The organism is Burkholderia sp. 9779_493 (assembly GCF_015712215.1).
GTDB lineage: Bacteria > Pseudomonadota > Gammaproteobacteria > Burkholderiales > Burkholderiaceae > Burkholderia > Burkholderia cenocepacia.
In genome coordinates this window covers 76,547-101,213 of the sequence record NZ_JACCQA010000010.1, presented here as the reverse complement: position 1 = coordinate 101,213, position 24,667 = coordinate 76,547, and the positions used below count along the sequence as shown (strand labels likewise).

The 24,667-nt window shown below is 69.8% G+C and carries 21 protein-coding genes; 13 read left to right on the top strand and 8 right to left on the bottom strand.

The window, feature by feature from the left end:
- The first annotated feature begins 59 nt into the window (after positions 1-59).
- Both H0X95_RS12660 and mmsB read left to right on the top strand, forming a co-directional pair.
- On the top strand, positions 60-1,586 hold the full coding sequence (locus H0X95_RS12660) for a CoA-acylating methylmalonate-semialdehyde dehydrogenase (protein ID WP_059722675.1): 1,527 nt from the start codon (positions 60-62) through the stop codon (positions 1,584-1,586).
- 23 nt (positions 1,587-1,609) lie between these two features.
- Positions 1,610-2,500 carry a 3-hydroxyisobutyrate dehydrogenase gene (mmsB, locus tag H0X95_RS12655; RefSeq protein WP_059722673.1) on the top strand — a complete coding sequence of 297 codons (891 nt, stop codon included), beginning with the start codon at positions 1,610-1,612 and terminating at the stop codon, positions 2,498-2,500.
- Positions 2,501-2,626: 126 nt separating this feature from the next.
- On the opposite strand, the gene H0X95_RS12650 is transcribed toward mmsB, so the two are convergent.
- From H0X95_RS12650 to H0X95_RS12635, 4 genes are all read right to left on the bottom strand, one after another.
- A complete protein-coding gene (locus tag H0X95_RS12650) occupies positions 2,627-2,959 on the bottom strand; it encodes a hypothetical protein (RefSeq protein ID WP_034178297.1) in 333 nt (110 codons plus the stop codon).
- Positions 2,960-3,183: 224 nt separating this feature from the next.
- Positions 3,184-5,598, bottom strand: a complete 2,415-nt coding sequence (locus H0X95_RS12645; RefSeq protein ID WP_080403570.1) for a cytochrome c — start codon at positions 5,596-5,598, stop codon at positions 3,184-3,186.
- Positions 5,588-6,091: a (2Fe-2S)-binding protein gene (locus H0X95_RS12640; RefSeq protein WP_059722670.1), complete on the bottom strand. Its 504-nt coding sequence runs from the start codon at positions 6,089-6,091 to the stop codon at positions 5,588-5,590. The genes H0X95_RS12645 and H0X95_RS12640 overlap by 11 nt, the downstream gene beginning before the upstream one ends.
- Before the next feature lie 175 nt (positions 6,092-6,266).
- A complete protein-coding gene (locus H0X95_RS12635; protein ID WP_006483550.1) occupies positions 6,267-7,424 on the bottom strand; it encodes an FAD-dependent monooxygenase in 1,158 nt (385 codons plus the stop codon).
- Between the two features lie 301 nt (positions 7,425-7,725).
- Between H0X95_RS12635 and H0X95_RS12630 the strand changes: the two genes are divergently transcribed.
- The 5 genes from H0X95_RS12630 to H0X95_RS12610 all read left to right on the top strand — a co-directional run bounded on the left by H0X95_RS12630 (position 7,726) and on the right by H0X95_RS12610 (position 13,541).
- Positions 7,726-8,478, top strand: coding sequence for a maleate cis-trans isomerase family protein (locus H0X95_RS12630; RefSeq protein WP_058902943.1), 753 nt, complete (start codon positions 7,726-7,728; stop codon positions 8,476-8,478).
- A gap of 27 nt (positions 8,479-8,505) precedes the next feature.
- Positions 8,506-9,336 (top strand): alpha/beta fold hydrolase, encoded by an 831-nt coding sequence (locus H0X95_RS12625; protein WP_059722668.1) that lies wholly within the window; start codon positions 8,506-8,508, stop codon positions 9,334-9,336.
- A gap of 45 nt (positions 9,337-9,381) precedes the next feature.
- Entirely contained in the window at positions 9,382-10,422 is a 1,041-nt protein-coding gene (locus tag H0X95_RS12620; RefSeq protein ID WP_059722667.1) for a hypothetical protein, read from the top strand.
- Between the two features lie 19 nt (positions 10,423-10,441).
- Positions 10,442-11,095 carry an isochorismatase family protein gene (locus H0X95_RS12615; RefSeq protein WP_039370139.1) on the top strand — a complete coding sequence of 218 codons (654 nt, stop codon included), beginning with the start codon at positions 10,442-10,444 and terminating at the stop codon, positions 11,093-11,095.
- 151 nt (positions 11,096-11,246) lie between these two features.
- On the top strand, positions 11,247-13,541 hold the full coding sequence (locus H0X95_RS12610) for a xanthine dehydrogenase family protein molybdopterin-binding subunit (protein WP_048985012.1): 2,295 nt from the start codon (positions 11,247-11,249) through the stop codon (positions 13,539-13,541).
- A 25-nt stretch (positions 13,542-13,566) separates the two neighbouring features.
- Here H0X95_RS12610 and H0X95_RS12605 read toward each other — a convergent pair whose 3' ends face one another.
- Positions 13,567-14,013: a MarR family winged helix-turn-helix transcriptional regulator gene (locus H0X95_RS12605; RefSeq protein WP_006491051.1), complete on the bottom strand. Its 447-nt coding sequence runs from the start codon at positions 14,011-14,013 to the stop codon at positions 13,567-13,569.
- A 538-nt stretch (positions 14,014-14,551) separates the two neighbouring features.
- On the opposite strand from H0X95_RS12605, the gene H0X95_RS12600 reads away from it, so the two are divergent.
- Both H0X95_RS12600 and H0X95_RS12595 read left to right on the top strand, forming a co-directional pair.
- Positions 14,552-15,859: an MFS transporter gene (locus H0X95_RS12600; protein WP_006491056.1), complete on the top strand. Its 1,308-nt coding sequence runs from the start codon at positions 14,552-14,554 to the stop codon at positions 15,857-15,859.
- A gap of 292 nt (positions 15,860-16,151) precedes the next feature.
- Entirely contained in the window at positions 16,152-16,913 is a 762-nt protein-coding gene (locus tag H0X95_RS12595; RefSeq protein ID WP_006491053.1) for a DUF4397 domain-containing protein, read from the top strand.
- Between the two features lie 63 nt (positions 16,914-16,976).
- Here H0X95_RS12595 and H0X95_RS12590 read toward each other — a convergent pair whose 3' ends face one another.
- Positions 16,977-17,528, bottom strand: coding sequence for a DUF3005 domain-containing protein (locus H0X95_RS12590; protein WP_006495208.1), 552 nt, complete (start codon positions 17,526-17,528; stop codon positions 16,977-16,979).
- 194 nt (positions 17,529-17,722) lie between these two features.
- Positions 17,723-17,986: a hypothetical protein gene (locus H0X95_RS12585; RefSeq protein WP_049017396.1), complete on the bottom strand. Its 264-nt coding sequence runs from the start codon at positions 17,984-17,986 to the stop codon at positions 17,723-17,725.
- 230 nt (positions 17,987-18,216) lie between these two features.
- Between H0X95_RS12585 and H0X95_RS12580 the strand changes: the two genes are divergently transcribed.
- The 3 genes from H0X95_RS12580 to H0X95_RS12570 all read left to right on the top strand — a co-directional run bounded on the left by H0X95_RS12580 (position 18,217) and on the right by H0X95_RS12570 (position 21,765).
- Complete coding sequence (locus H0X95_RS12580; RefSeq protein WP_059722665.1) at positions 18,217-19,767, top strand: NCS1 family nucleobase:cation symporter-1; 1,551 nt, start codon at positions 18,217-18,219, stop codon at positions 19,765-19,767.
- A gap of 23 nt (positions 19,768-19,790) precedes the next feature.
- Positions 19,791-20,519, top strand: coding sequence for an aspartate/glutamate racemase family protein (locus H0X95_RS12575; RefSeq protein WP_006488622.1), 729 nt, complete (start codon positions 19,791-19,793; stop codon positions 20,517-20,519).
- A gap of 61 nt (positions 20,520-20,580) precedes the next feature.
- The gene (locus tag H0X95_RS12570; protein ID WP_059722664.1) at positions 20,581-21,765 is read left to right on the top strand and encodes a LysR family transcriptional regulator; all 1,185 of its coding nucleotides are present in this window, start codon (positions 20,581-20,583) and stop codon (positions 21,763-21,765) included.
- A gap of 229 nt (positions 21,766-21,994) precedes the next feature.
- On the opposite strand, the gene H0X95_RS12565 is transcribed toward H0X95_RS12570, so the two are convergent.
- Positions 21,995-23,569 (bottom strand): MFS transporter, encoded by a 1,575-nt coding sequence (locus H0X95_RS12565; protein ID WP_059722662.1) that lies wholly within the window; start codon positions 23,567-23,569, stop codon positions 21,995-21,997.
- A 100-nt stretch (positions 23,570-23,669) separates the two neighbouring features.
- On the opposite strand from H0X95_RS12565, the gene H0X95_RS12560 reads away from it, so the two are divergent.
- Positions 23,670-24,548, top strand: coding sequence for a LysR family transcriptional regulator (locus H0X95_RS12560; RefSeq protein ID WP_058902936.1), 879 nt, complete (start codon positions 23,670-23,672; stop codon positions 24,546-24,548).
- The last annotated feature ends 119 nt before the right edge of the window (positions 24,549-24,667 follow it).

Below are 24,667 nucleotides of genomic sequence, written 5' to 3'. Positions count from 1 at the left end.
CGCGCGGCGGACGCAGGCCACCCTTTTGCTTCGCACCACCGTTTCCCGGAGAGAGTTCCATGAACGCCGCAGTTCCCCAGACCACCCTCGCCCTGCCCACCGCCAAGCTGCTGATCGACGGCGCGTTCGTCGATTCGCGCAGTGCCGAATGGGGCGACATCGTCAACCCCGCGACGCAGGAAGTCATCGGCCGCGTGCCGTACGCGACGCTCGACGAGGTCGATGCCGCGATCGCCTCCGCGCAGCGCGCGTTCCAGACCTGGAAGACGACGCCGATCGGCGCGCGGCTGCGCATCATGCTGAAGTTTCAGGATCTCGTGCGCCGCAATCTCGAACGGATCGCGCACACGCTGACGGCCGAACAAGGCAAGACGCTGCCCGACGCGCAGGGTGACATCTTCCGCGGCCTCGAGGTGGTCGAGCACGCGTGCTCGATCGGCACGCTGCAGCAAGGCGAATTCGCGGAGAACGTCGCGGGCGGCGTCGATACCTACACGCTGCGCCAGCCGATCGGCGTCTGCGCGGGCATCACGCCGTTCAATTTCCCCGGGATGATTCCGCTGTGGATGTTCCCGATGGCGATCGTGTGCGGCAACACGTTCGTGCTGAAGCCGTCCGAGCAGGACCCGCTGTCGACGATGCAGCTCGTCGAACTCGCGATCGAGGCCGGCGTGCCGCCAGGCGTGCTGAACGTCGTGCACGGCGGCAAGACGGTGGTCGACCGCCTGTGCACGCACCCGGACATCAAGGCGATCTCGTTCGTCGGCTCGACGCGCGTCGGCACGCACGTGTACAACCTCGGCAGCCAGCACGGCAAGCGCGTGCAGTCGATGATGGGCGCGAAGAACCACGCGGTCGTGCTGCCCGATGCGCATCGCGAGCAGTCGATCAACGCACTCGTCGGCGCGGGCTTCGGCGCGGCCGGCCAGCGCTGCATGGCGACGTCGGTCGTCGTGCTGGTCGGCCAGGCGCGCGACTGGCTGCCCGATCTCGTCGAAAAGGCGAAGGCGTTGAAGGTCAATGCGGGCGCGGAAGCCGGCACCGACGTCGGCCCGGTCGTGTCGAAGGCGGCGAAGGCGCGCATCCTGTCGCTGATCGACGCCGGCGTGAAGGAAGGCGCGACGCTGCTGCTCGACGGCCGCGACGTGAAGGTGCCCGGCTACGAGCACGGCAACTTCGTCGGCCCGACGATCTTCTCCGGCGTGACGACCGACATGTCGATCTACCAGGAAGAAATCTTCGGGCCGGTGGTGGTCGTGATGGAAGCCGACACGCTCGACGACGCGATCGCGCTCGTCAACCGCAACCCGATGGGCAACGGCGTGGGCCTGTTCACGCAGAGCGGCGCGGCCGCGCGCAAGTTCCAGAGCGAGATCGACATCGGCCAGGTCGGCATCAACATCCCGATTCCGGTGCCGGTGCCCTACTTCAGCTTCACCGGTTCGCGCGGCTCGAAGCTCGGCGATCTCGGCCCGTACGGCAAGCAGGTCGTGCAGTTCTACACGCAGACCAAGACGGTCACCGCGCGCTGGTTCGACGACGAGGCGACGGCCGGCGGCGTGAACACGACGATCGCGCTGCGTTGATGCCGAGCACGAGGAGCCTGCACATGGAAATCGCATTCATCGGACTCGGCAACATGGGCGGCCCGATGGCCGCCAACCTGCTCAAGGCCGGCCACGCGCTGACGGTGTTCGACCTCGACGCGCACGCGGTCGACGCCGCGGTGCGCGCCGGCGCGACGGCGGCCGGCTCGCCGCGCGAAGCGGCGGCGCGCGGCGCGGTCGTGATCACGATGCTGCCGGCCGCGCAGCACGTGCGCGCCGTCTACCTCGGCGACGACGGCGTGCTGGCCGGCGCGCGCGCCGGCGCGACGCTGATCGACTGCAGCACGATCGATCCGGGCACCGTGCGCGCGGTGGCCGACGCCGCCGCGCAGCGCGACTTCCCGCTCGCCGATGCGCCCGTGTCGGGCGGCACGGGCGGCGCGCAGGCCGGCACGCTGACCTTCATGGTCGGCGCGGACGCGCCGCTGTACGAGCGCATCCGCCCGGTGCTGCTCGACATGGGCAAGAACGTCGTGCACTGCGGCGGCACCGGCACCGGCCAGATCGCGAAGATCTGCAACAACCTGCTGCTCGGCATCTCGATGATGGGCGTATCGGAAGCGATGACGCTCGGCGCCGCGCTCGGCATCGATCCGGCCGTGCTGGCCGGCATCATCAACACGTCGACCGGCCGCTGCTGGAGTTCGGACGCGTACAACCCGTATCCGGGCGTGAGCGACACGGCGCCGGCCGCGCGCGGCTATGCGGGCGGCTTCGCGGCGAACCTGATGCTGAAGGATCTCGGGCTCGCGACGGAAGCCGCGCGCAGCGCGCATCAGCCGGTCTGGATGGGCGCGCTCGCGCAGCAGCTGTATCAGTCGATGAGCCAGCAGGGGCTCGGCACGCTCGACTTCTCCGCGTGCGTGAAGCTGTACGAGGCGCAGCCGGCCTGACCTGCCCGGCCGACGCCGGACGTGCGTCGACCCGCGATGGGCCGGAACGGCATCGCGGGTCGGTTTGCCGGCGGGGGAAGAAAAACGCGGGCGGCGGCATCATGCCGCCGGTCGGTCAACGGTCGGTCAACCGCGCGGGTTCGACGCCGTCTCGAAGGTCGGATGGCACTCGAACGCGAGTTCGGAGCGGGCGTCGACGCGGCGGCCGCCGGTCAGCGATTCCTGCTTCACGCTTGCGCGCATCCCGCGCTGCGTGCAGTAGTTGGTGGCTTCGTTGACGGCCTTCTCGTGGGCGTCGGCCCACGTCGTCGACACGCCGATCGTGCGCGTCGTCACGGTGAACACGTTCGGGTTCGACGTCGCGGTCACGTCGGAAGCAGTCGAACACGCGGCGAGCAAGCATGCAGCAGCCGCAATGGTCAACCATCGCAGGGTTCGAAAAGAGACTGGAATGGACATGGAGGGCAGGCGCACGCCGGTCGACGTGCATTGAACAACATAGGCGACAGTATGCCTGCTCGATCGCCGGAGATCATGCCCCTTTCGGTGAACACATTGTTTCGAATGGTTAAACGATGGCCAAATCTGGCAAGAATTACAGCCGTCGCCGGCCATCGTTTTCGTTCGTCAGGTCATTTCGCCCGGCATGCCCGCCGGCGCGGCCGCTCACGCCGGCGCGACGGTCAATGTGCACCCGCCTGACGGATTCGAGCGGATGCTTCCGCGAGGTTGCGCCACGCCGGCTGCCCCGGCGCGTAGCGCGCGCGGATGTACGCGGCAAGCTCGGCCATCTGCCGATCGTCGAAGGCATCGCCGAAGCCCGGCATGTAGCCGAGCCCGTCGGTGGCCGGCTGGTCGATCCCGTGGTGCAGCACGCGCAGCAGGTTGTCCGGCGTCGCCTGGCTGACGCTCGTGTTGAGCCCCATCAGCGGACGCACGCCGAAATGCCCGACACCGCCCGATTCCGCATGACAGACCGCGCACGCGGCGTCGAACGCGCGGCGGCCGTTCTCGAGGCCGAGCGTCGCGACGGTGTCCGCGCCGCGCGCGTGGCCGGCGGCCGCGTCCGCGGCGACCGCCGCATCGACGGGCGGCGACAGCGACGCCAGATAGTGCGCGATCGCCTGCACGTCGGACTCGGGCAGCGCCGCGAGCCCCGCGACGACGGGCGCCATCGGCCCGGCTGCGACGCCGTGCTGCGCCGAGAACCCCGTGCGCAGATAGTCGAACAGCGCGCCTTCGGTCCATGGCACCGGCGCGGCCGGCGACGCGACGAGCGGCGGCGCGACCCATCCTTCCGCTTCGCCGCCCGACAGGTAGGCGAGGCCGCCCTTCTCCGCGCCGAGCGCGTTGCGCGGCGTATGGCAGGCGCCGCAGTGTCCGGCGCCGTCGACCAGATACTTGCCGCGATTCCACATCGCCGAACGCGCCGGGTCCGGCGCAAACGGCCGCGCGTCGTGATACAGCCAGTTCCAGCCGGCCACGAGCCGCCGCTGGTCGAGCGGGAACGGCAGCTTCGTCTTCGGCGGCACGTGCTTCACCGGCGGCTGCGACATCAGGTACGCATAGAGCGCGAGCAGATCGGGCTCGCTCAGCTTCGCGAATGCGGTGTACGGAAACGCCGGATACAGGTGCGAACCGTCGCGCGAGATGCCTTCGCGCATCGCGCGGGCGAACGCCGGGTATGACCACGCACCGATGCCGGTGTCCGGATCGGGCGTGAGGTTCGTCGTGTAGATCGTGCCGAACGGCGTATCGAGCGCGAGGCCGCCCGCGTTGGTCGCGCCGCCGGGCGCCGTGTGGCATACCGCGCAATCGCCGGCGAGCGCGACCTGGCGGCCGCGTTCGAGCATCGCCGCGCTCCACGTCGCGCCGTCCGCGCCGCCGGGCGCCATCGACGCAACGGGCGCGATCGGCGCGGGGCCCGGCAGGATCGCGCACGCCAGCCCGATCAGCCCGCCGACCACCCCGCCCGCGCCGCCGCCGGCCAGCCAGCGGCGCCAGCGCGACGCGCGGCGCGGGGCTGCTTGCCGGCCGTCGCCGGCATCGACCGGCACCGGTTGCGCGAGCGCGGCGCGAATGTGCGCGGCATCGAACGGCGGTGCGCGAAACCGCACGCCCGTCGCGTCGTACAGCGCATTCGCGATCGCGGCAGCGGCCGGCGCGGCCGCCTGTTCGATCCGCCGCGCATCGTGTTCGGACAGGTCGCCGTGCGCGCGACGCGCGGCCGCGTCGACTGCAATCAGTTCGTGCGCGATCGCGTCGGCCCGCTCGCCGGCACCGGTCTCGTCGTGCGCGGGCCGCGCGGACAACCGTGCGCCCATCACGCGGGAAATCGCGGCCTCGATCTGCCACGCGGGCAGGCCGGCCAGCGACGCGTCGCCCGGCTCGCCGGTGCCCTGCCCGGCCACCACGCGCCGCACCGAGACGTCGCCCGTCGCGCAGTCCACGTCGAGATCGACGACCCACGCGGACCAGCGCGGATCGCGGTCATGGTCGGCATCGTCGCCGGATGCGGTTGCGTGCGCATCGACATGCTCGCCATCGAACGCGAAACCGCGCCCGCTGACACGCGACGCCGCGTTCGCCCCGGCCGCGGTCGGCACGCCCCAGGCGGCGCGTTCGCTGACCATCCGGATCGTTTCGCGCGGCCCCGCATCGCGCTCGGCATCGAGATGCTGCAACCGCAACGCGACCGGGTCGCGCCGCAACGCGCCCGCGAGTTCGTCGACGAAGGATTCGCGGGCAAACACGTGCGCGTGACCGGGAATCGCGCCATCTTCATCGGCCAGTTCGATCGACGTCTGCGCGTGCCGGTAGACGAATGGCGATGCGGGGCCGCGCCCGGCACGCTCGTCCACACCGCGAGCATCGTCCCCGCCCGCGCCGGCCGCCTGCGCGCGATAGCGCCAGGTCGTCATCCGGCCGTCGGGCGCGGTCCGTGTTTCGATATCGAACGATGCATGCGTGCGCGCAGCGCCGATCGGCCACGCGTAGCACGCGCGATGCGGGCGCGATGCGTCGGCGGCCGCGTCATCGGGCGGCGCCGGTTCCGTCACGCGCGCCGGCGCCACGGGCAAACCTGCGTCATGCTTCATCGCCGCCTCGCAGATAGCGTGCGGCGCGATGCACCGCGCGAATGATCTCCAGATGCGTGCCGCAACGGCACAGGTTGAAGCGCAGCGCATCCCGGATCGCCGCATCGTCGGGCGCGGGGTTGCGATCGAGCAGCGCCTTCGTGCTCATGATCATCCCGTTCAGGCAATACCCGCATTGCGCGGCCTGCTCGTCGATGAACGCGCGCTGGATCGGATGCGGCGCGTCGCACGACCCGAGCCCTTCCAGCGTCGTGACGTCGCGTCCGTGCGCGGCGGCGGCCGGCACGACGCATGAACGCGTGGGCTGCCCGTCGACGAGCACCGTGCACGCACCGCATTGCCCGAGCCCGCAGCCGTATTTCGGGCCATTGAGCGCGCAGTCGTTGCGCAGGACCAGCAGCAGCGGCGTGTCGGGCATGGCGCCGGCGACGGTGTACGGCGCGCCGTTCACGCGAAACGCCAGCGGCCGCGGCGGAGAAGCGGGATGGGACATTGATCGATCCGGAATGCAGAATGCGGGCCGAGTCGGCCGGCGGCGGGCACGGCCGCCGGCTGGCGCTTGTCGGCGCGCGCCTGACATATAACACGCCGAAATGCGTGCGTTGCGGCGCATCGGCCCCGCACCGGCGAGGCGGCTGCACGGCGCCGGCCGGCGCGGGCGCCGCGCGTCAGGCCGCGGCCGCCACGTTGCTGCGCGACGGCGCTTCGAGCGGCACGTCGAATACGTCGTATCCGAACACCCACGACGGATCCTCGTTGGTGCGCAGCCACGTGTTGTTGTGCGACACGAGCTGCACCTTCGACGCGCGCGCCGCACGGTTCGCCTCGTACAGCGCGAACGCACCCGCATGGTCGCCGATGCCGACCTCGTCGAGACAGCGCGCGAGCATCGCCGCATCCTCGATCGCCATCGCCGCGCCCTGCGCCATGTGCGGCTTCATCGGATGGCACGCGTCGCCGAGCAGCACGAGGCGGCCGCGACTCCACAACGGCAGCGGATCGCGTTCCAGCAGCGGCCATTTGGTGATCGACGGCGAGACGTCGATCAAATGCTGGATGTCGGCGTGGAAACCGGCGAACGCCTCGCGCATCTCGTCGCGGCTGCTGTCGACCATCGACACGCCTTCCGGCCACTCGGCCTGCGGCACGCCGGTCACGTAGTAGTACTCGTCGCGCTTCTCGGTCACGTAGTAGACCATCATGTGGCGATCCTCCGACCACCACTTCACGCACATGTCGTACGGCTTGTTGCCGAGCAGCGCGGCCGGGAACACCGCGCGGTGCGCGACGTAACCGGTGTAGCGCGGCGGTTCCGCACCGAGCAGGTGCTCGCGGATGCGCGAATTCACGCCGTCCGCGCCGATCGCGATGTCGGCCGTCTCGACGCTGCCGTCGGCGAACGTCAGGCGCACGTCGCTGCCGGTGTCCTCCACCGCCGCGAGCTTCTTGCCGAAGCGGATCGTGCCGGGCGTCACCGCCTGCGTCATCAGCGCATGGAAATCGCCGCGATGCACGGTCAGGTAGCGCGCGCCGTAAGTCTTGCGCGCGTATTCGCCGAGCGGAATTTGCGACAGCACGTCGGCCGTGCGCCAGTCGCGGCTGTACCAGAAATCCGGATGCGAACCCATCGTCTCCAGCGCGTCCTCGCAGCCGATGCGCCGCATGATCTTCATCACGTTCGGGCCGAGATGGATCCCCGCGCCGAGGCGCGAGAACGCGGGCGCCTGCTCGTACAGCGCGACGTCGTAGCCGCCGCGCTGCAGCAGCGCAGCCGCGGCCGTGCCGCCGAGACCGGCGCCGATGATTGCGATACGGGGTTTGCTCATGCGGATCTCCTGATCGTGGGTGGCCCGTTGCGGAACACGGTGCGAGGACGGGCGGATTGAATGGCGTTTATGTAGCGTACACACTCAATTTATTCAGGACAAGCGGATTGTTGATCGACATCGACACATTCGGGAAAACACTAATAAATCGACAAAATCCCGCCCACAACAACAATCCAGCCGTGTCGAACGTCATTTTGATCCATTGCCATTTTCAAATGTACACACTAGACTTTGCCCAACATCCGGCGATCCCGCGCCAGCGTGCCGCCCCCTCCTTACCGACACGGAGCCTCCCGTCATGAGCAAGACCTACCGCATCGGCCAGATCGTGCCGAGTTCCAACACGACGATGGAAACGGAAATTCCCGCGATGCTGCGGCTGCGCGAAGCGATCCGCCCCGAGCGCTTTACGTATCACTCGAGCCGGATGCGGATGAAGAAGGTCGTCAAGGAAGAACTCGCGGCGATGGACGCCGAATCCGACCGCTGTGCGGTGGAACTGAGCGATGCGCGCGTCGACGTGCTCGGCTACGCGTGCCTCGTCGCGATCATGGCGATGGGGCATGGCTACCACCGCGTGTCGCAGGCGCGCCTCACGAAGCACACGGCCGACAACGGCGCGCAGGCGCCGGTGCTGACGAGCGCGGGCGCGCTGGTCGACGCGCTGAAGGTGATCGGCGCGAAGCGCATCGTCGTCGTCGCGCCGTACATGCTGCCGCTCACCGAGCTGGTGGTCGACTACATCCGCAACGAAGGCTTCGACGTGCTCGCGTACCGCGCGCTGGAAATCCCCGACAACCTCGACGTCGGCCGCCACGATCCGGCGCGCCTGCCCGACATCGTGAAGACGCTGCCGTACCAGGACGCCGACGCGATCGTGCTGTCCGCGTGCGTGCAGATGCCGTCGCTGGCCGCCGTCGCGAAGGTCGAGGCGATGACGGGCAAGCCGGTGATCACCGCCGCGATCGCGACCACCTACGCGATGCTGCGCGAACTCGATCTCGAACCGGTCGTGCCGGGCGCCGGCGCGCTGCTGTCGGGCGCGTACTGAGCGCCGCCGCTACTTCGGAGCATCTTCATGTCCTCGACTTTCCTGTACGGCGCGAACGTCCGCGCCAACGGCATCCGCCAGCACTATCTGCGCTACGGCGGCGCGACCGGCGCGCGCGCGTCGCGCCCGGCGATCGTGCTGATTCCCGGCATCACGAGCCCCGCGATCACGTGGGGCTTCGTCGGCGAAACCTTCGGCGCGGCGTTCGACACCTACGTGCTCGACGTGCGCGGCCGCGGGCTGTCGGACGCGTCGCCGTCGCTCGACTACAGCCTCGATGCACAGGCGGACGACGTCGCGGCGCTCGTCGCCGCGCTCGATCTGCCGCGCACGAGCCTCGTCGGCCATTCGATGGGCGCGCGGATCGCCGCGCGCGCGGCCCGGCGCGGCATCCGCGGGCTCGCCTCCGTCGTGCTGGTCGATCCGCCCGTCTCGGGCCCGAACCGCCGCGACTACCCGGGCAAGCTGCCGTGGTACATCGACTCGATGGCGCTCGCGCGTGCCGGCACGGACGCCGAAGGCATGCGCGCGTTCTGCCCGACCTGGACCGATGCCGAGCTGCAGTTGCGCGCCGAATGGCTGCACACCTGCGACGAACGCGCGGTGCGCACGTCGTACGAAGGCTTCCACACCGACGATTTCCACGCGGATGCCGCGCAACTGGCCGTGCCGTCGCTGCTGATCACCGCCGAGCGCGGCGACGTGGTGCGCGACGACGACGTCGCCGAGCTGCAGCGCGCGACGCCGACGATGCGGCACGTGCGCGTGCCCGACGCCGGCCACATGATCCCGTGGGACAACGCGGCGGGCTTCTACACGGCGTTCGGCGACTTCCTCGGCGCGCCGCTCGCGCCCTGAGCGCGGCGTCCGCCGCTTTCCTTCACGCCTTTACCGGAGCCGACGATGCCAGTCAGCGATACCCAACTGATCGACGCGTGGAAGCAGGTCCTCACGCTGTCGCGCCTCGAGCCGGGCCAGACCGTCACGATCCTGACGAGCGCGGCCACCCATCCGCAGACGCTGTCGTGCGCGCTGATCGCGACGCAGTCGCTCGGCGCGATCGTCAACCGGCTCGACCTGCCGCCCGTCAACGGCGACAAGGCATTCAGCCGCGACCCGCTCGCCTACCTCGGCACGACGCCGCTGACCGGCAACCGCGCCGCGATCGCCGCGCTGCGCGAGAGCGACCTCGTGCTCGACCTGATGACGCTGCTGTTCTCGCCCGAGCAGCACGACATCCTGAAATCGGGCACGAAGATCCTGCTCGCGGTCGAGCCGCCCGAAGTGCTGGTGCGGATGGTGCCGACCCTGGCCGACCGCACGCGCGTGCTCGCCGCATCGAAGAAAATCGCCGCCGCGCGCGAGATGCGCGTGAGCTCGGCGGCCGGCACCGCGCTCGTGTGCCCGCTCGGCGAGTTCCCGCCGACCGCCGAATACGGCTTCGTCGACGCGCCGGGCCGCTGGGATCACTGGCCGAGCGGCTTCGCGCTGACCTATCCGAACGATCGCACCGCGCGCGGCACGATCGTGATCGACCGCGGCGACATCCTGCTGCCGCAGAAGCACTACGTGCGCGAGCCGATCGCGCTGACCGTCGAAGGCGGTTACGCGACGCGCATCGAAGGCGGCGTCGACGCCGACCTGCTGCGCGACTACATGGACACGTTCACCGACCCCGAAGGCTATGCGATCTCGCATATCGGCTGGGGGCTGCAGCCGCGCGCGCGCTGGTCGACGCTCGGGCTGTACGACCGCGAGGCGACGATCGGGATGGACGCGCGCGCGTTCGAGGGCAACTTCCTGTTCTCGCTCGGCCCGAACAACGAAGGCGGCGGCAGCCGCACGACCACCTGCCATATCGACATCCCGCTGCGCCGCTGCACGGTCGAGCTCGACGGCGAGACCGTCGTGCGCGACGGCCGCGTGACCGACCAACCCGCCTGATACCGACGAGCCCGACACCATGAACGATCTTTCCCGTCACGCCGAAGCGAACGTGTATCGCCAGCAGGGTTTCGGCACGCCGCTGCCGCCGCACGGCAACATTGGACTGCTGATCGTCGACTTCGTGGTCGGCTTCGCCGATCCCGCGACCTTCGGCGGCGGCAACATCGCGCCGGCGATCGCGCGCACCACGCATGCGCTGGCGCTCGCGCGCGAACGCGGCTGGCCGGTCGCGCACAGCCGCATCGTGTATGCGGACGACGGCAGCGACGACAACGTGTTCTCGCTGAAGGTGCCCGGCATGGCGACGCTGACCGAGCATCATCCGAACAGCGCGATCGTGCCCGAACTCACGCCCGCGCCGGGCGAACTGGTCGTGCGCAAGACCGTGCCGTCCGCGTTCTTCGGCACGCAGCTCGCGCCGTGGCTCGCGCAGCGCGCGGTGCAGACGCTGCTCGTCGCGGGCGCCGTGACGAGCGGCTGCGTGCGCGCGAGCGTCGTCGACGCGATGTCGCACGGGTTCCGCCCGCTCGTGCTCGCCGATTGCGTCGGCGATCGCGCGATCGCGCCGCACGACGCGAACCTGTTCGACATGCAGCAGAAATATGCGGCCGTGATGCCGCTCGACGATGCGATCGCGGCGATCGACGCCGTGCAGGCCCGCGCACGCTGAGTCGCGACGCATCGCGGGCGGCGCCGGTGCGCCGCCCGCGATTGACGCTGCGCTTTTGGCGACCTAGATTGCCTTCACGCGCGCCGCCGCCCCGTACGCTGCCCGACGCCATCACCCGCCGGCCACGCCGCCCTCGACAGGACCTCTCCCCGTGAACCGCTCCGAACTGCTCGCGCGCACCGGCTGCCTGACCGTGATCCGGCCGCCCGCGCCGCCCGTGAAGCCGGCGCCCGGCCAGCCGGGCAGCCTGTCGTCCTACGTGCCGGCGCTGCCCGAAGTCTTCGTCGCGATTCTCGACGACGGCCGCATCCTCGCATTCAACGGACACGTCGATCTCGGCACCGGCATCCGCACGTCGCTCGCGCAGATCGTCGCCGAAGAACTCGACGTGCCGGCCGCGCGCGTGACGATGGTGCTCGGCGACACGGCCGCGACGCCGAACCAGGGCCCGACCATCGCGAGCGCGACGATCCAGATTGCCGCGACGCCGCTGCGCTGCGCGGCCGCGCAGGCCCGTCACGCGCTGCTCGCGCTCGCCGCCGAGCGGTTCGGCGTCGACACGGCGCGGCTGGACATCGACGACGGAACGATTTCCGCCGAGGGACACACGATCACGTTCGCCGCGCTCGTCGCCGCGCGGCGGATCGCGCTGACGCTCGACCTGAACGCCCGCACGAAGGACCCTGCTCGATACCGGATCGTCGGCCGCGCGTCGCCGCGCGTCGACCTGCCCGCGAAGGCGACCGGCCAGCTCACGTTCGTGCACGACATGCGCGTGCCGGGCATGCTGCACGGCCGCGTCGTGCGGCCGCTGTACGCGGGCCACGACAGCGGCCCGTTCGTCGGCACGTCGCTGCTGGACGTCGATCGCGCGTCGGTGGCCGACGTGCCGGGGCTCGTGGCCGTCGTCGTGCTCGGCGATTTCGTCGGTGTGGTCGCCGAGCGCGAGGAGCAGGCGATCCGCGCCGCGCGCCAGTTGCGCGTGAAGTGGCGGCCGCTGCCCGCGCTGCCGCCGCTCGACGAACCGGCCGCCGCGATCGCCGCCGCGCCGGCCAGACGGCGCGTGCTGCTCGACGAAGGCGACGTCGGCGCCGCGCGAACGGAACCGGACACGCTCACGCTGTCGCGTACTTACGCGTGGCCGTTCCAGATGCACGGCTCGATCGGCCCGTCCTGTGCGCTCGCCGACTACCGCGCGCCCGGCGACGGGCGCATCACCGTGTGGTCCGGCACGCAGAATCCCGTGTCGCTGCGCTACGACCTCGCGACGCTCGTCGCGCGCGACGAAGCCGATGTCGACATCGTGCGGATGGAAGCGGCCGGCTGCTACGGCCGCAACGGCGCGGACGACGTGTGCGGCGACGCGCTGCTGCTGTCGCGCGCGGTCGGCCGCCCGGTGCGTGTGCAACTGTCGCGCGCGGACGAACATCTGTGGGAACCGAAAGGCGCGGGCCAGTCGATGCAGGTGACGGGCACCGTCACGCGCGACGGCCGCCTGCTCGGCTATGACTTCACGACACGCTACCCGTCGAACGACGCGCCGCTGCTCGCGGCGCTGCTGACCGGCGCGATCGCGCCCGAACCGCGCGTGTTCGAGATGGGCGACCGCACGGCCGTGTCGCCGTATGCGAGCCCGCATCGGCGCTTCGTCTGCGAGGATCTCGCGCCGCTCGTGCGCGCATCGTGGCTGCGCGGCGTATCGGCCTTGCCGAATTCGTTCGCGCACGATGCATTCGTCGACGAATGCGCGGCGCTGACCGGCGTCGATCCGCTCGCGTTCCGGCTGCGCCATCTGCAGGATCTGCGCGCAACCGAACTGCTGCAGGCAGTGGCCGACCGCGTGGGCTGGACGCCGCGCGCGCCGCGCCCGACGAACGAACGCGAAGAACGCGACGCATCGCGGCTCGTGCATGGCCGCGGGATCGCGTATGCGCGCTACGTGCACAGCCGCTTCCCCGGTTTCGGCGCGGCATGGTCGGCGTGGATCGTCGACCTGAGCGTCGATCGCGTGTCGGGCGAGATTCGTATCGAGCGCGTGACGGTCGGTCAGGACACGGGCACGATGATCAACCCCGATGGCGTGCGCCACCAGATCCACGGCAACGTGATCCAGGTATTGAGTCGCACGCTGAAGGAACGCGTGCGGTTCGCGGACGGCAAGGTCGCGTCGCGCGAATGGGCGAGCTACCCGATCCTGACGTTCGCGGAAGTGCCGGACGTCGACGTCGTGCTGATGCCGAGGCAAGGCGAACCGCCGCTGGGTGCGGGCGAATCGGCATCGGTGCCGGGGCCGGCGGCGGTCGCGAACGCGCTGTTCGATGCCACCGGCGTACGGTTCTACGCCCCGCCGTTCACGCCGGAAACGGTGCGCGCCGCGCTGCGCGAAGCGGGCCGGCTGATGAGCGCCGACGCGGCTCGCGCACCGGTCACCGCGGGCGCGACGTAGGGCGGCCCGCGCCGCGCGTCACCCGTCACGCGTCGCCGTCTTCTTCCATCATCTTGCGCAGCAGGAACTGCAGCGCGACCCGCTCGCCGGGATTGAGCGCGCCATACGTGCGTTCCGTCACCTGCCGCGCGAACGGCACCGTGCGGTCGATCAGCGCGAGGCCGGCCGCGGTTGCGCGCACGATCAGCTTGCGGCCGTCGTTCGGGTCGGGCAACACCTCGATCAGCGCGCGTGTCTTGAGCCGCTCGACGACGCCGCGAATCGTCGCCTGGTCGATCGCGGTCGCCTTGACGATGTCGTTCAGCGAACACGCCTGCCGCTCCTTGACCGCGCACAGCGTCACGAACTGCGCGGCCGTGAGATCCGAATCGGGAATCGCTTCCTGGAAAATCGAAACGTGCCGCTGATACGCGCGGCGCAGCAGATGCCCGACCTGGTCGTGAAAATCGTACGAATCCTTGGAAGACGCCATGAGAGTGCCGGCCCACGCCTGCATGCAAATGAAAGACAAGCAGTGTACACCCTCAAATCGGTGCGACCGGCGACCGGCCGGGCGCGTCATTGCGGTGCATCATGATTCGCGGCATCGCGTGCAAGTCGCGCGTGACGACCGCCCGATCGCGGCGATGCGTCCGACCATCGCATCGGTGCGCCGGCCGGGTCGAGCACCATCGCAGCGCCTGCCGGACATGCGCTCGCGTGCTGCGGCAGATCTTCGTGCACACACTTCAATTTTGAGTGCATACGCACGAATTTCGTGCATACCTCCCGCGATGAACCGACCTTTTCAGCGCACGCTCCATATCGAGCAAAACCCCTTTGCAAACACGGACTTTTCTCATGCAAACGCTTGCTTTCCGGCGGCCATATCCATGCCTGTGCGATTCGGTATTTTCTAGTGTGTACGCTACGTATTTGACGTGATATACAGACTCCAGTGCGCAGCGGAACGTCCGCTCGCGTCGATCGAGCCACCCATTCATCCGTCACACTCGAACAGGGGCAGTCCCATGTCTACCGCACACCCGAGCGCCGCCGTTTCCCCCGACGACGCGCTGCACGGCACTCTCTATCGCAAGGTCACGCTGCGCCTCATCACCCTCTTCTGCCTGTGTTACTTCGCGGCCTATCTCGACCGCATCAACATCGGGCTCGCGAAGCTCCAGATGCTCGACGCGCTGAAGTTCAGCGACACCGTGTACGGCCTCGGCGCCGGCCTGTTCTTCGCGGGCTACATCCTGTTCGAAGTCCCGAGCAATCTGGTGCTGCAACGCGTCGGCGCGAAGCTGTGGATCGCGCGGATCATGATCACGTGGGGTCTGCTGTCGGGTGCGACGATGTTCGTGCACACGCCGATGCAGTTCTACATCGTGCGCTTCCTGCTCGGCGCCGCCGAAGCCGGCTTCCTGCCGGGCGTGCTGCTGTACCTGACGCAGTGGTATCCCGATGCGCGCCGCGCGCGGATCGTCGCGCTGTTCATGGTCGGCCTGCCGCTGTCGAGCATGATCGGCAGTCCGATCTCCGGCTGGATCATGCGGGCGTTCGACGGCGCGCACGGGCTCGGCGGCTGGCAGTGGCTGTTCCTGCTCGAGGCGCTGCCGTCGGTGCTGCTCGGCTTCGCGGTGCTGCGCTGGCTGCCCAACGGCATCGAATCCGCGCAATGGCTGAACGCCGACGAGAAGCGGGTGCTGCGCGCGAATCTCGACGCCGATCCGTCCGGCAACAAGAGCCACGCGCTCGGCAAGGCGTTCTCCGATCCGAAGGTGTGGGCGCTCGGCCTGATCGACCTGTGCGTGCTGCTCGGCCTGTATGCGGTGAGTTTCTGGCTGCCGACGATCCTGCGCGACACCGGCGTGAAGGACGCGTATCACATCGGCTGGCTGATGGTGATCCCGAACGCCGCCGCCGTGCTCGCCACGCTGTACTGCGGTGCGAGCTCCGACCGCGCGCGAGAGCGCCGCTGGCATATCGTCGTACCGTTCATGGTGTCGGCCGTCGCGCTGGCGATCGCGGCTTCGTCGTCGCACGGCACGCTCGGCACGGTGCTGCTGTTCTCGCTGATCAACGCCGGCGCGGCCGCCGCGATGCCGGTCGTGTGGGCGTTGCCGTCGACGTTCCTGAAGGGCTCGGCCGCCGCCGGCGGCATCGCGTTCGCATGCTCGATCGCGAACCTCGGCGGCTTCGGCAGCACCTATTTCATCGGCTGGCTGCGCGATACGTTCCATTCGCAAAGCGCGGGCTTGTATGGTTTTGCCGCATGCATGCTGGTCGGCTGCGCACTCGCGCTCGCCTACCCGGCCCGGCTCGTGAACCGCTGACGCCTCGCGCCGCGCGCGCGACGCTCCCTTTTTACAACCGCGCCGCTCGCGCGGTCTGCTCCCACGCTCCCCACGTCCTCCCGCGCACGCCGCCATCGCGGCGCGTGCGCGCTGCCTGCCCCACGCCGCCGTGGTTCGCCGGTTTTTGCGCCGCACAGGCACGTCGATTGCGTCATCCCCGCGCCCGCCATCCGGCGGACAGCATCTTCCTTCCAACCGGCGCTGCGCTCCGCGCGGTTCTCTGCGCGGCGGTCCCGCATCGCAATGCAGGTTTCCTGAACGAGAGGACGACATGAAATCAATACGAACGATAGTGGCCCTGTGCTCGGTCATTTCCATGCTCACGGCATGCGGCGGCGGCGACGACGCCGGGACCGTACTCGGCATCTCGAAGCCGCAGGCGCGCTTCATCAACGCGGTGCCGGCCGGCCCGAACCTCGACTACTACCTGAATGCGAAGGTCGATCAGTCGGGTGTCGCCTACAAGGGCGTGACGCGCTATCACGACATCGATTCGGGCACGCAGACCGCGAGCTACGACGTATCGGGCACGACCTCGACCGTCGCGTCTCAATCGTTCAGCGCGGCGAACGGTCACCATTACACGACGATCGCGCTGCCGAGCACGACGTCGCTGATCTCCGTCATCGACGACCCGTACGACAAGGGGCTGCTGTCGGACAAGGCGCGCGTGCGCAGCTTCAACGCATCGCCGAACGCGCAGAACGTCGACGTGTACGTCGTCGCGCCGGGCACCGACATCACGACGGTCAGCCCGACGATGGCGGGCGCGGCCTACCAGAACGCCGTCCCGGCCACGACACAGGATTCGGTCTACCTGAACGGCGGCACCTACCAGGTGGTCGTCACGACGGCCGGCAGCAAGTCGCCGATCCTCAAGACCGCACCGGTCAACATCGGCAACAACGCCGACTGGCTGCTGCTGACGATTCCGTCGGGCGGGGTCGGCGACGTGACGCCGAACGACATTCACGTGCTCGTCGCCCAGGGCAACGACGCCGATACGTCCGCGCAGGAACTCGGGCCGCAGTAAGGGCCGAAAACGATCGCGGCGGCCGGTGCGCTCGCATCGGCCGCCGCGTGTCGGTCAGCGGTATCAGTCGTCGGACCGTTCGAGGCAGATCACGTGCTCGGCGCGTGTGCCGTCGCCGTGCTCGATATCGACGTCGCCGACATGGCGCACACGCCAGCCCGGCCGCGTCGCGATCTGCGGCATGTTGCCGGACGGCCGGCTCTCGATCCCGCCGAGCCCTTCGTCGGGCGTGTCGATCGCCTCGTCGAGCGACGCGTTCGAATAGATCACGTTGTCCTGCAGCTCCGACGCGCCGGTGCGCGCCTCCATGCCCTTGCCGTCGACGTCGACCGTGTTGTCGGTCATCGCCATGTTCGCGTTGTCGAGCGTGACGATCCGGCCGGCGGCCCGGCGCACCGGATCGCCGCTGTCGACCGCATGCGCGTCGACGTCGATCGCCGGCAGGCCGGTCGGCATCTTCCCGGCGACCGCTTCCGGCGTCAGCGGACGCCGCGCCACCTGCGCGGCCTGGGTCGCCGCGTCGGGCATGTCGCCGGCCGCCGGTGTCTTCACCGGGCTTTTCTCGATCTGTTCCCGCTGCTTTTCCGGGGTAGGGTTCGATTCCGCGTTCTGCATCGCACCTCCTTGCCCGGCCGGCGGACGCCGGCGTCACGCCGTCGCCGCCGGGCCGGAAATCGCTACAACGGTCCTTGCAAATCTTTCATGCGCACGGCCGCGCACGCACGCCGTCCGGCGCGCGTGCCCGCCGGCACCGCACCCGCGCGGCGGACGACGCGCCGCCGCGCCGCCCGCCCGACTACCGGCGCGCGTCAGCCGCCGCTCGCGCCGGCCGGCGCGGAGGCCGCGCCCGGCATGCTCGCGCCGGCGTCGCCGGGGGTGCCGGCCGCCCCGCTGCTCGGCGTGCCCGATGGCGCGGTGGACGGCGCGACCGACATGCCGCTGGCTGCGCCCGAGTCGGAACTGGTCGCGCCGTTGTCGCCCTTCTTCTGGCAGCCTGCGCCTGCCGCGAGGCCCGCGATCAGGATGCCGGCGAAGACGGCTCGCGATACGTGACGAAGTGAATATCGCTGCATGACACCTCCGCTGATGTCGATGTGGATGGAACCCGCTGACTCGCAATTTGCGTGCCGTTCCCCGCCACCGCGGCCGTCCGCGTTCCATTCGTTTTCCAAATGACGCCCAGCCGAATATTTAATTTCCCATCGTCCGGCCCGCCGCCCATACTCGCGAACAAATCCGAGACATAACGTCCACGGCGGCCGACCGCGCTGCGTACCCACGCAGCCGGTGTCGCGCCCCGCACATGGAAGGAGACAACGGCGTGCAACTGGAAGCCATCCACCGCACGGGCCTCGGGCTCGGCGCGGACGACGCATCGCATCGAACCGACACGGCCGCGCGCGATCCCGCGCTGAGCCCGCGGCTGCATAACCCCGATCTCGCGCCGACCCGGGCCGAGGGCCGGACATGGGGCCGCTACAGCATCTTTGCGCTGTGGACCAACGACGTGCACAACATCGCGAACTACTCGTTCGCGATCGGGCTGTTCGCGCTCGGCCTGTCGGGCTGGCAGATGCTCGCGTCGCTCGCGATCGGCGCGGTGCTCGTGTACTGCTTCATGAACCTGACCGGCTACATGGGCCAGAAGACCGGCGTGCCGTTCCCGGTGATCAGCCGGATGAGCTTCGGCATCTACGGCGCGCTGCTGCCCGCGATGATCCGCGCGGTGATCGCGATCGCATGGTTCGGCATCCAGACCTATCTCGCATCCGTCGTGCTGCGCGTGCTGCTCACCGCGATCTGGCCGGGCCTCGCCGCGTTCGACCAGAATGCGATCTTCGGGCTGTCGACGCTCGGCTGGATCACGTTCGTCGCGATCTGGCTGGTGCAGATCGGTATCCTCACGTACGGGATGGAAATGGTCCGCAAGTACGAGGGGCTCGCCGGCCCGGTGATCCTCGTCACGACGCTGTCGCTCGCCGCGTGGATGTTCAGCCGCACCGGCGGCCAGCTCGCGATGTCGATCGGCAAGCCGATGACCGGCCTGAAAATGTGGACGGAAATCTTCGCGGGCGGCTCGCTGTGGCTCGCGATCTACGGCACGCTGGTGCTCAACTTCTGCGACTTCGCCCGTTCGTCGCCGAGCGCGAAGACGGTGCGCGTCGGCAACTTCTGGGGCCTGCCGGTCAACATCCTCGTGTTCGCGACGATCAGCTTCGTGCTCGCCGGCGCGCAGTTCAAGCTGAACGGCCACATCATCCACAGCCCGACGGAAATCATCGCGACGGTGCCGAACAAGCTGTTCCTCGTGCTCGGCTGCCTCGCCTTCCTGATCGTGACGGTGGCCGTGAACATCATGGCGAACTTCGTCGCGCCGGCCTTCGTGCTGACGAGCCTCGCGCCGCACCGCCTGTCGTTCCGCCGTGCGGGCCTGATCAGCGCGACGATCGCCGTGCTGATCCTGCCGTGGAACCTGTACAACAGCCCGATCGTGATCGTCTATTTCCTGTCCGGCCTCGGTGCGCTGCTCGGCCCGCTGTACGGAATCATCACGGTCGACTACTGGCTGGTGCGCAAGCAGCGCGTGAACGTGCCCGATCTCTACACCGAAGCGCCGACCGGCACCTACTTCTACACGCGCGGCGTGAACCGCAAGGCGCTCGCGGCGCTCGTACCGTCCGCGCTGATCTCGATCACGCTCGCCGTCGTACCGGCCTTCAGCGCGATGACGCCGTTCTCGTGGCTGCTCGGAGCCGCGATCGCGGGCAGCGTGTACTGGCTGCTGGCTGATCGCACACGGCACTACGAAGAACGTTCGGGCGAGCACATCGCGGTCGCCTGCGCGCAACACTGATACACACGCATACGGAGTCAGCAATGAGGATCCTGGTAGTCAACGTCAACACGACCGAGTCGATCACCGATGCGATCGCCGCGCAGGCGCAGGCCGCCGCGTCGCCCGGCACGGAGATCGTCGGGCTGACGCCGCGCTTCGGCGCGGAATCGATCGAAGGCAACTTCGAGAGCTACCTCGCGGCGATCGCCGTGATGGATCGCGTGTTGAGCTACGACGAGCCGTACGACGCGGTGATCCAGGCCGGCTACGGCGAGCACGGCCGCGAAGGGCTGCAGGAACTGCTGACGGTGCCCGTCGTCGACATCACCGAAGCGGCCGCGAGCGTCGCGATGCTGCTCGGCCATCGCTACTCGGTCGTCACGACGCTCGACCGCACGGTGCCGCTGATCGAGGATCGCCTGAAGCTCGCCGGGCTCGATGCGCGCTGCGCGTCGGTGCGCGCGAGCGGCCTCGCGGTGCTCGAACTCGAGGCGCACCCGGCTCGCGCGATCGAATCGATCGTCGGCCAGGCGCAACGCGCGGTGAAGGACGATCACGCGGAAGTGATCTGCCTCGGCTGCGGCGGGATGGCCGGCCTCGACCGGCAGATCGAGGAATGCACGGGCGTGCCGGTGGTCGATGGCGTGTCGGCCGCGGTCGCGCTCGCCGAGTCGCTGGTGCGCCTGAAGCTGAAGACGTCGAAGGTCCGCACGTATGCGCCGCCGCGCCCGAAGCGGATCGTCGGCTGGCCCGGAACCTTCGCAAAATGACGGGCCCCCGGCCGGTGGCCGCATCGTGCGGCCGCCTCGTATCGCCGGGAGGCGGATCGGCATGCCGGACCTGCTAGACCCCACCGCGCTGCGCCGCGGCGCATCCGACGCCACGGGCGCGCTCGACGTGCTCGATGCACGGCTGATGCGCATCCTGCTCGTGCTGCTGACCGAGCGCACCGTGTCGCGCGCGGCCGTGCGCCTGAACATGTCGCAGCCGGCGACGAGCGCCGCGCTCAAGCGCCTGCGCACGCTGCTCGGCGATCCGCTGCTGGTGCGCAGCCGCTACGGGATGGTGCCGACCGAGTTCGGCGCGCGCTTGATCGAGCCGCTGCGCAACGCGCTGCGCGTGATCGACTTCATCCGCATCCAGCAGCCGACGTTCGACGCGCGCACGTCGGTGCGCACCTACCGGATCGGCTGCCCCGACTACCTGAACGTGCTGTTCGTGCCGAAACTCGTCGCGCTGTTTCGCGAGCGCGCGCCGAACGCGCAACTGGTGTTTCATCCGCTCGGCGACGGGTTCGACGACGAACGCGCGCTGGCGGACGGCGAACTCGACGTCGTGATCGACAACCGGCCCGCACGCCAGTCGCGCTTCCGGCAGGACGACCTGTTCGACGACCGCGTCGTGTGCCTGATGCGCGCAACGCATCCGCTCGCGCGATGCGGCGCGATGACGGCCGCCGGATTCGCGGCGGCGCCGCAGCTGTGCCCGACGCCGTCGTGGCTCGAAGCGTCGGGCGCGATCGACCGGCAGCTCGAACGCGTGGGCCTGCAGCGGCGCATCGTCGTCACGCTGCCGCACTTCGAACTGGCCGCGCACGCACTGGTGCGCGCCGACCTGATCCTCACCACCACGTACCGGCTCGCGCGGCACTACGCGAAGCTGCTGCCGCTCGCCGCGGTCGCGCTGCCGGCCGAGCCGCCGGATATCGTGTACCGGATGACGTGGAACGAATCGGGGCCGTGCGCGGAAGGCGTTCGCTGGCTGCGCGGGCTGATCGCCGAGGCGACGCGCGCATGGCTCGACGCCGAGGCGAGGCTGCCTGCGGTCGCCGCGGTCGCCGCCGTATCCGCTTCCGGGCCCGATGCGGACACCGCGAAAACCGCGCCGGCCGCCGCCGAGCCGCCCGAACCCACCCGGCGCACGCGCCGCAGACCGGCCCCGCATTGTCATGCGTCGCATCCGGCGCGCGTCGCGCACGCGGCACGCATCCACCGCACCGCGACGAAGTCGCACTGACCGGCACCGCACCCGGGCCGGCATGATCCGCTCGGCCGCCGCATGTCAGACCGGTCCTGTTCACCCGCGCCGTGCCGAATCGTCGGGATGACGCGTCGAACCCGTGTCGGTGGACGTCGCATCGCGAACGCCCGTGGCCACTCGATCGAATCACCGGCAGCGACACGATCGCCCCGAACGTCGACAAACAGCAGGATCGTGCGCGACGTTGCGCATGCTTCACATCGTTTCACATCACGCGCCTTCGCATCGGTTGCGTCAGCAACTTGTATGCAACGACGGCCGCAACCAGCGCCAGCACGCCGCTCACCGTGAGCGCATCGGCGAACCCGCTCGCGAACGCGACGGGCGCCGCCCGCGCGAAGGTGCCGGCAGCGGCCGGCGGCACGCGGCCGAGCGCCTGCGCCAGATCGCCGGCCAGCAGGCTCGACATGAACGACTCATCGGCGAATACGCGCAGGCCAGGCGTCGCGGACAGCAGGCGGTCGAGCCGCGCATGCGTGCTCGCCGCCAGCACCGCGCCGAGCACGCCGACGGCCGTGACGATCGCCGAGAAGCGCGTCGTCGTGCTGATGCCCGACGCCATGCCGGTGCGATGCGGCGGCACGCACGCCATGATCGCCTTCTGCGTGTCGCCGTTCATGATGCCCGCGCCGCACCCCGTCACGAACATGCCGAGCGCGACGAGCCGGTAGTCGCCACTGGCCGTCAGCGCCGCGGTCGCGAGGTTGCCGGCGCCGATCAGCGCGAGCCCGCCCGCCAGCACGCCGCCGGACGACACGCGCGCGGCCAGCGCCGCGCCGAGCGACGGACCGGCGATCATCGCGAACGCGAACGGCAGCATCCCGAGCCCCGCGTCGATCGCCGACATCCCGAACGCGTTTTGCAGGTACAGCGGCAGGAACGTCATCATCACCTGCGCGCACGCCGCGTAACCGAACATCGCGAGCACGGCGCCGACGAAGCGCGGCTGGCCAAACAGCGCGAGATCGATCATCGGCCGCGCTTGCCAGCGCTCCGCTCCGACGAACGCCGCCAGCAGCGCGGCCGCGAGCGCGAGCCGGCCAAGCGTCGCGCCCGACAGCCAGCCGTGCGACGGCGCACCGATCAGCGCCGCGATCGCGCTGGCGAGCGCCGCGCCGAACAGCAGGCTGCCGGCCGCATCCACGCGCTTCGCATGCGGATCGTTCGATTCGTCGATCGCGACGCGCGCACCGGCCGCCAGCAGCAGGCAGACGGGCAGGTTCAGCAGGAACACCCAGCGCCACCCGATCCATTGCGTGATCGCGCCGCCGACGAGCGGCGCGATGGCCGTCGCGATTCCCATGCACATGCCCCAGATCGCCCACGCACGGGCCCGTTCGCGGCCGTCCGGGAAACGGTTCGCGATCACCGCGAGCGCCGCGGTCAGCAGCAGCGCGGCGCCGCCGCCCTTCACCGCACGCGCGGCGATCAGCCAGCCGGCCGACGGCGCGATGCCGCAGCCGAGCGACGCGACAAGGAACAGCGCGAGCCCCGTGAAGAGCATCCGCTTGCGTCCGAAGCGGTCGGCGAGCCCGCCGGCCGGCAGCAGACACGCGGCGAACGCGGTCATGTACGCGCTCACGACCCATTCGATATCGGCGAAGCTCGCATGAAAGCTGCGCGCGATGCTCGGCAGCGAGACGGCCACCACGTTGGTGTCGAGCACGATCAGCGAGCAGGTCGCGGATGCGACGGCGAGCGTCGCGGCGGCAGGCACGCGGGTGCCCGTGCGCGGGACGGCAGCCGCGCTCGTGCGCGACGCCGGTGAAGACTGGGACATCCGGCACTCCGGAACAGGATGAGCGAGCCGTATGCTAGGCTTGTCCCGTATTGCCTGTCATTGACACTTCAATGCTGTTTTATTGACGAAAATTGCAACCATGGACCGGCTCGAATTCCGTCACGTGCGGGCGTTCCTGAGCGTCGCGCAACATCTGCATTTCGCGCGCGCGGCGGAGGCGCTCGACATGGCGCCGCCCGCGCTCACGCGGCAGATCCAGGAAGCCGAGCGGGTGCTCGGCGTGCGGCTGTTTCACCGGTCGCGCCGGGCGGTCACGCTGAGCGCCGCCGGCGAGGCCTATCTCGCGGAAGCGCGCGCCGCGGTCGAGCATCTGCAACGCGGCCGCGAACTCGCCGCGCTGGCCGAACGCGGCGAACTCGGCCGGATCGAGATCGGCTATGTGTCGTCGGCCGTGTATTCGGGCACGCTGCAGCGCACCGTCGGCGCATTTCGCGCCGCGCACCCGCGCATCGAGCTGAACCTGCGCGAAGTGCCGATGGACGACGTCGCGAACCAGCTCGACGCCGGCCGGCTCGACCTCGCGTACGTGCGCCCGCCGCTCGCGCTGCCCGGCGGCCTGCGGATCGTCACGCTGCAGCGCGACGTGTTCGTCGCGGCCGTGCCCGCCGATTCGCGCTACGCGGCGATGGCCACCGTGCGCGCGGCGGACCTCGCCGACGCGCGCTTCGCGGTGCCCGAACAGGCGCTCGGCACGCTTGAAGTCGCGCGCCGCGGCCGCTTCGCGCCGGTCGTCGCCGCGCGGCCGGGCGGCCTGCTCGCGGTGCTCGCGTGCGTGTCGGTGAACGGCTGGGTCGCGGTGATTCCCGACGCGCTCGCCGGTTGCGTGTCGCTGCCGGGCGTCGTGTACCGGCCGATCGCCGGCAAGCCGATCATGTCGGAACTCGCGCTCGCGCACCGGCGGTTCGAAAAGGCGCCTGCGGTGCGGGCATTCCTGCGCACGATGCCGCCGGCCGCGTAAAGCGCCCGCGCAAGCGTCCGGGCGTCGGGTGTCGGGTCGACGCCGGCCGCACCGGCGCCCGCCGCGCGAATATGCATTTCACGATTCGATGTTTGTCGGCCGGAAACCGATTCCGTAAC

What these genes read in the sequence shown, in the direction of transcription:
- H0X95_RS12660 (WP_059722675.1), top strand. Translation starts at nt 60, where the DNA reads ATGAACGCCGCAGTTCCCCAGACCACCCTCGCCCTGCCCACCGCCAAG.
- mmsB (WP_059722673.1), top strand. Translation starts at nt 1,610, where the DNA reads ATGGAAATCGCATTCATCGGACTCGGCAACATGGGCGGCCCGATGGCC.
- H0X95_RS12650 (WP_034178297.1), bottom strand. Translation starts at nt 2,959, where the DNA reads ATGTCCATTCCAGTCTCTTTTCGAACCCTGCGATGGTTGACCATTGCG.
- H0X95_RS12645 (WP_080403570.1), bottom strand. Translation starts at nt 5,598, where the DNA reads ATGAAGCATGACGCAGGTTTGCCCGTGGCGCCGGCGCGCGTGACGGAA.
- H0X95_RS12640 (WP_059722670.1), bottom strand. Translation starts at nt 6,091, where the DNA reads ATGTCCCATCCCGCTTCTCCGCCGCGGCCGCTGGCGTTTCGCGTGAAC.
- H0X95_RS12635 (WP_006483550.1), bottom strand. Translation starts at nt 7,424, where the DNA reads ATGAGCAAACCCCGTATCGCAATCATCGGCGCCGGTCTCGGCGGCACG.
- H0X95_RS12630 (WP_058902943.1), top strand. Translation starts at nt 7,726, where the DNA reads ATGAGCAAGACCTACCGCATCGGCCAGATCGTGCCGAGTTCCAACACG.
- H0X95_RS12625 (WP_059722668.1), top strand. Translation starts at nt 8,506, where the DNA reads ATGTCCTCGACTTTCCTGTACGGCGCGAACGTCCGCGCCAACGGCATC.
- H0X95_RS12620 (WP_059722667.1), top strand. Translation starts at nt 9,382, where the DNA reads ATGCCAGTCAGCGATACCCAACTGATCGACGCGTGGAAGCAGGTCCTC.
- H0X95_RS12615 (WP_039370139.1), top strand. Translation starts at nt 10,442, where the DNA reads ATGAACGATCTTTCCCGTCACGCCGAAGCGAACGTGTATCGCCAGCAG.
- H0X95_RS12605 (WP_006491051.1), bottom strand. Translation starts at nt 14,013, where the DNA reads ATGGCGTCTTCCAAGGATTCGTACGATTTTCACGACCAGGTCGGGCAT.
- H0X95_RS12600 (WP_006491056.1), top strand. Translation starts at nt 14,552, where the DNA reads ATGTCTACCGCACACCCGAGCGCCGCCGTTTCCCCCGACGACGCGCTG.
- H0X95_RS12595 (WP_006491053.1), top strand. Translation starts at nt 16,152, where the DNA reads ATGAAATCAATACGAACGATAGTGGCCCTGTGCTCGGTCATTTCCATG.
- H0X95_RS12590 (WP_006495208.1), bottom strand. Translation starts at nt 17,528, where the DNA reads ATGCAGAACGCGGAATCGAACCCTACCCCGGAAAAGCAGCGGGAACAG.
- H0X95_RS12585 (WP_049017396.1), bottom strand. Translation starts at nt 17,986, where the DNA reads ATGCAGCGATATTCACTTCGTCACGTATCGCGAGCCGTCTTCGCCGGC.
- H0X95_RS12580 (WP_059722665.1), top strand. Translation starts at nt 18,217, where the DNA reads ATGGAAGGAGACAACGGCGTGCAACTGGAAGCCATCCACCGCACGGGC.
- H0X95_RS12575 (WP_006488622.1), top strand. Translation starts at nt 19,791, where the DNA reads ATGAGGATCCTGGTAGTCAACGTCAACACGACCGAGTCGATCACCGAT.
- H0X95_RS12570 (WP_059722664.1), top strand. Translation starts at nt 20,581, where the DNA reads ATGCCGGACCTGCTAGACCCCACCGCGCTGCGCCGCGGCGCATCCGAC.
- H0X95_RS12565 (WP_059722662.1), bottom strand. Translation starts at nt 23,569, where the DNA reads ATGTCCCAGTCTTCACCGGCGTCGCGCACGAGCGCGGCTGCCGTCCCG.
- H0X95_RS12560 (WP_058902936.1), top strand. Translation starts at nt 23,670, where the DNA reads ATGGACCGGCTCGAATTCCGTCACGTGCGGGCGTTCCTGAGCGTCGCG.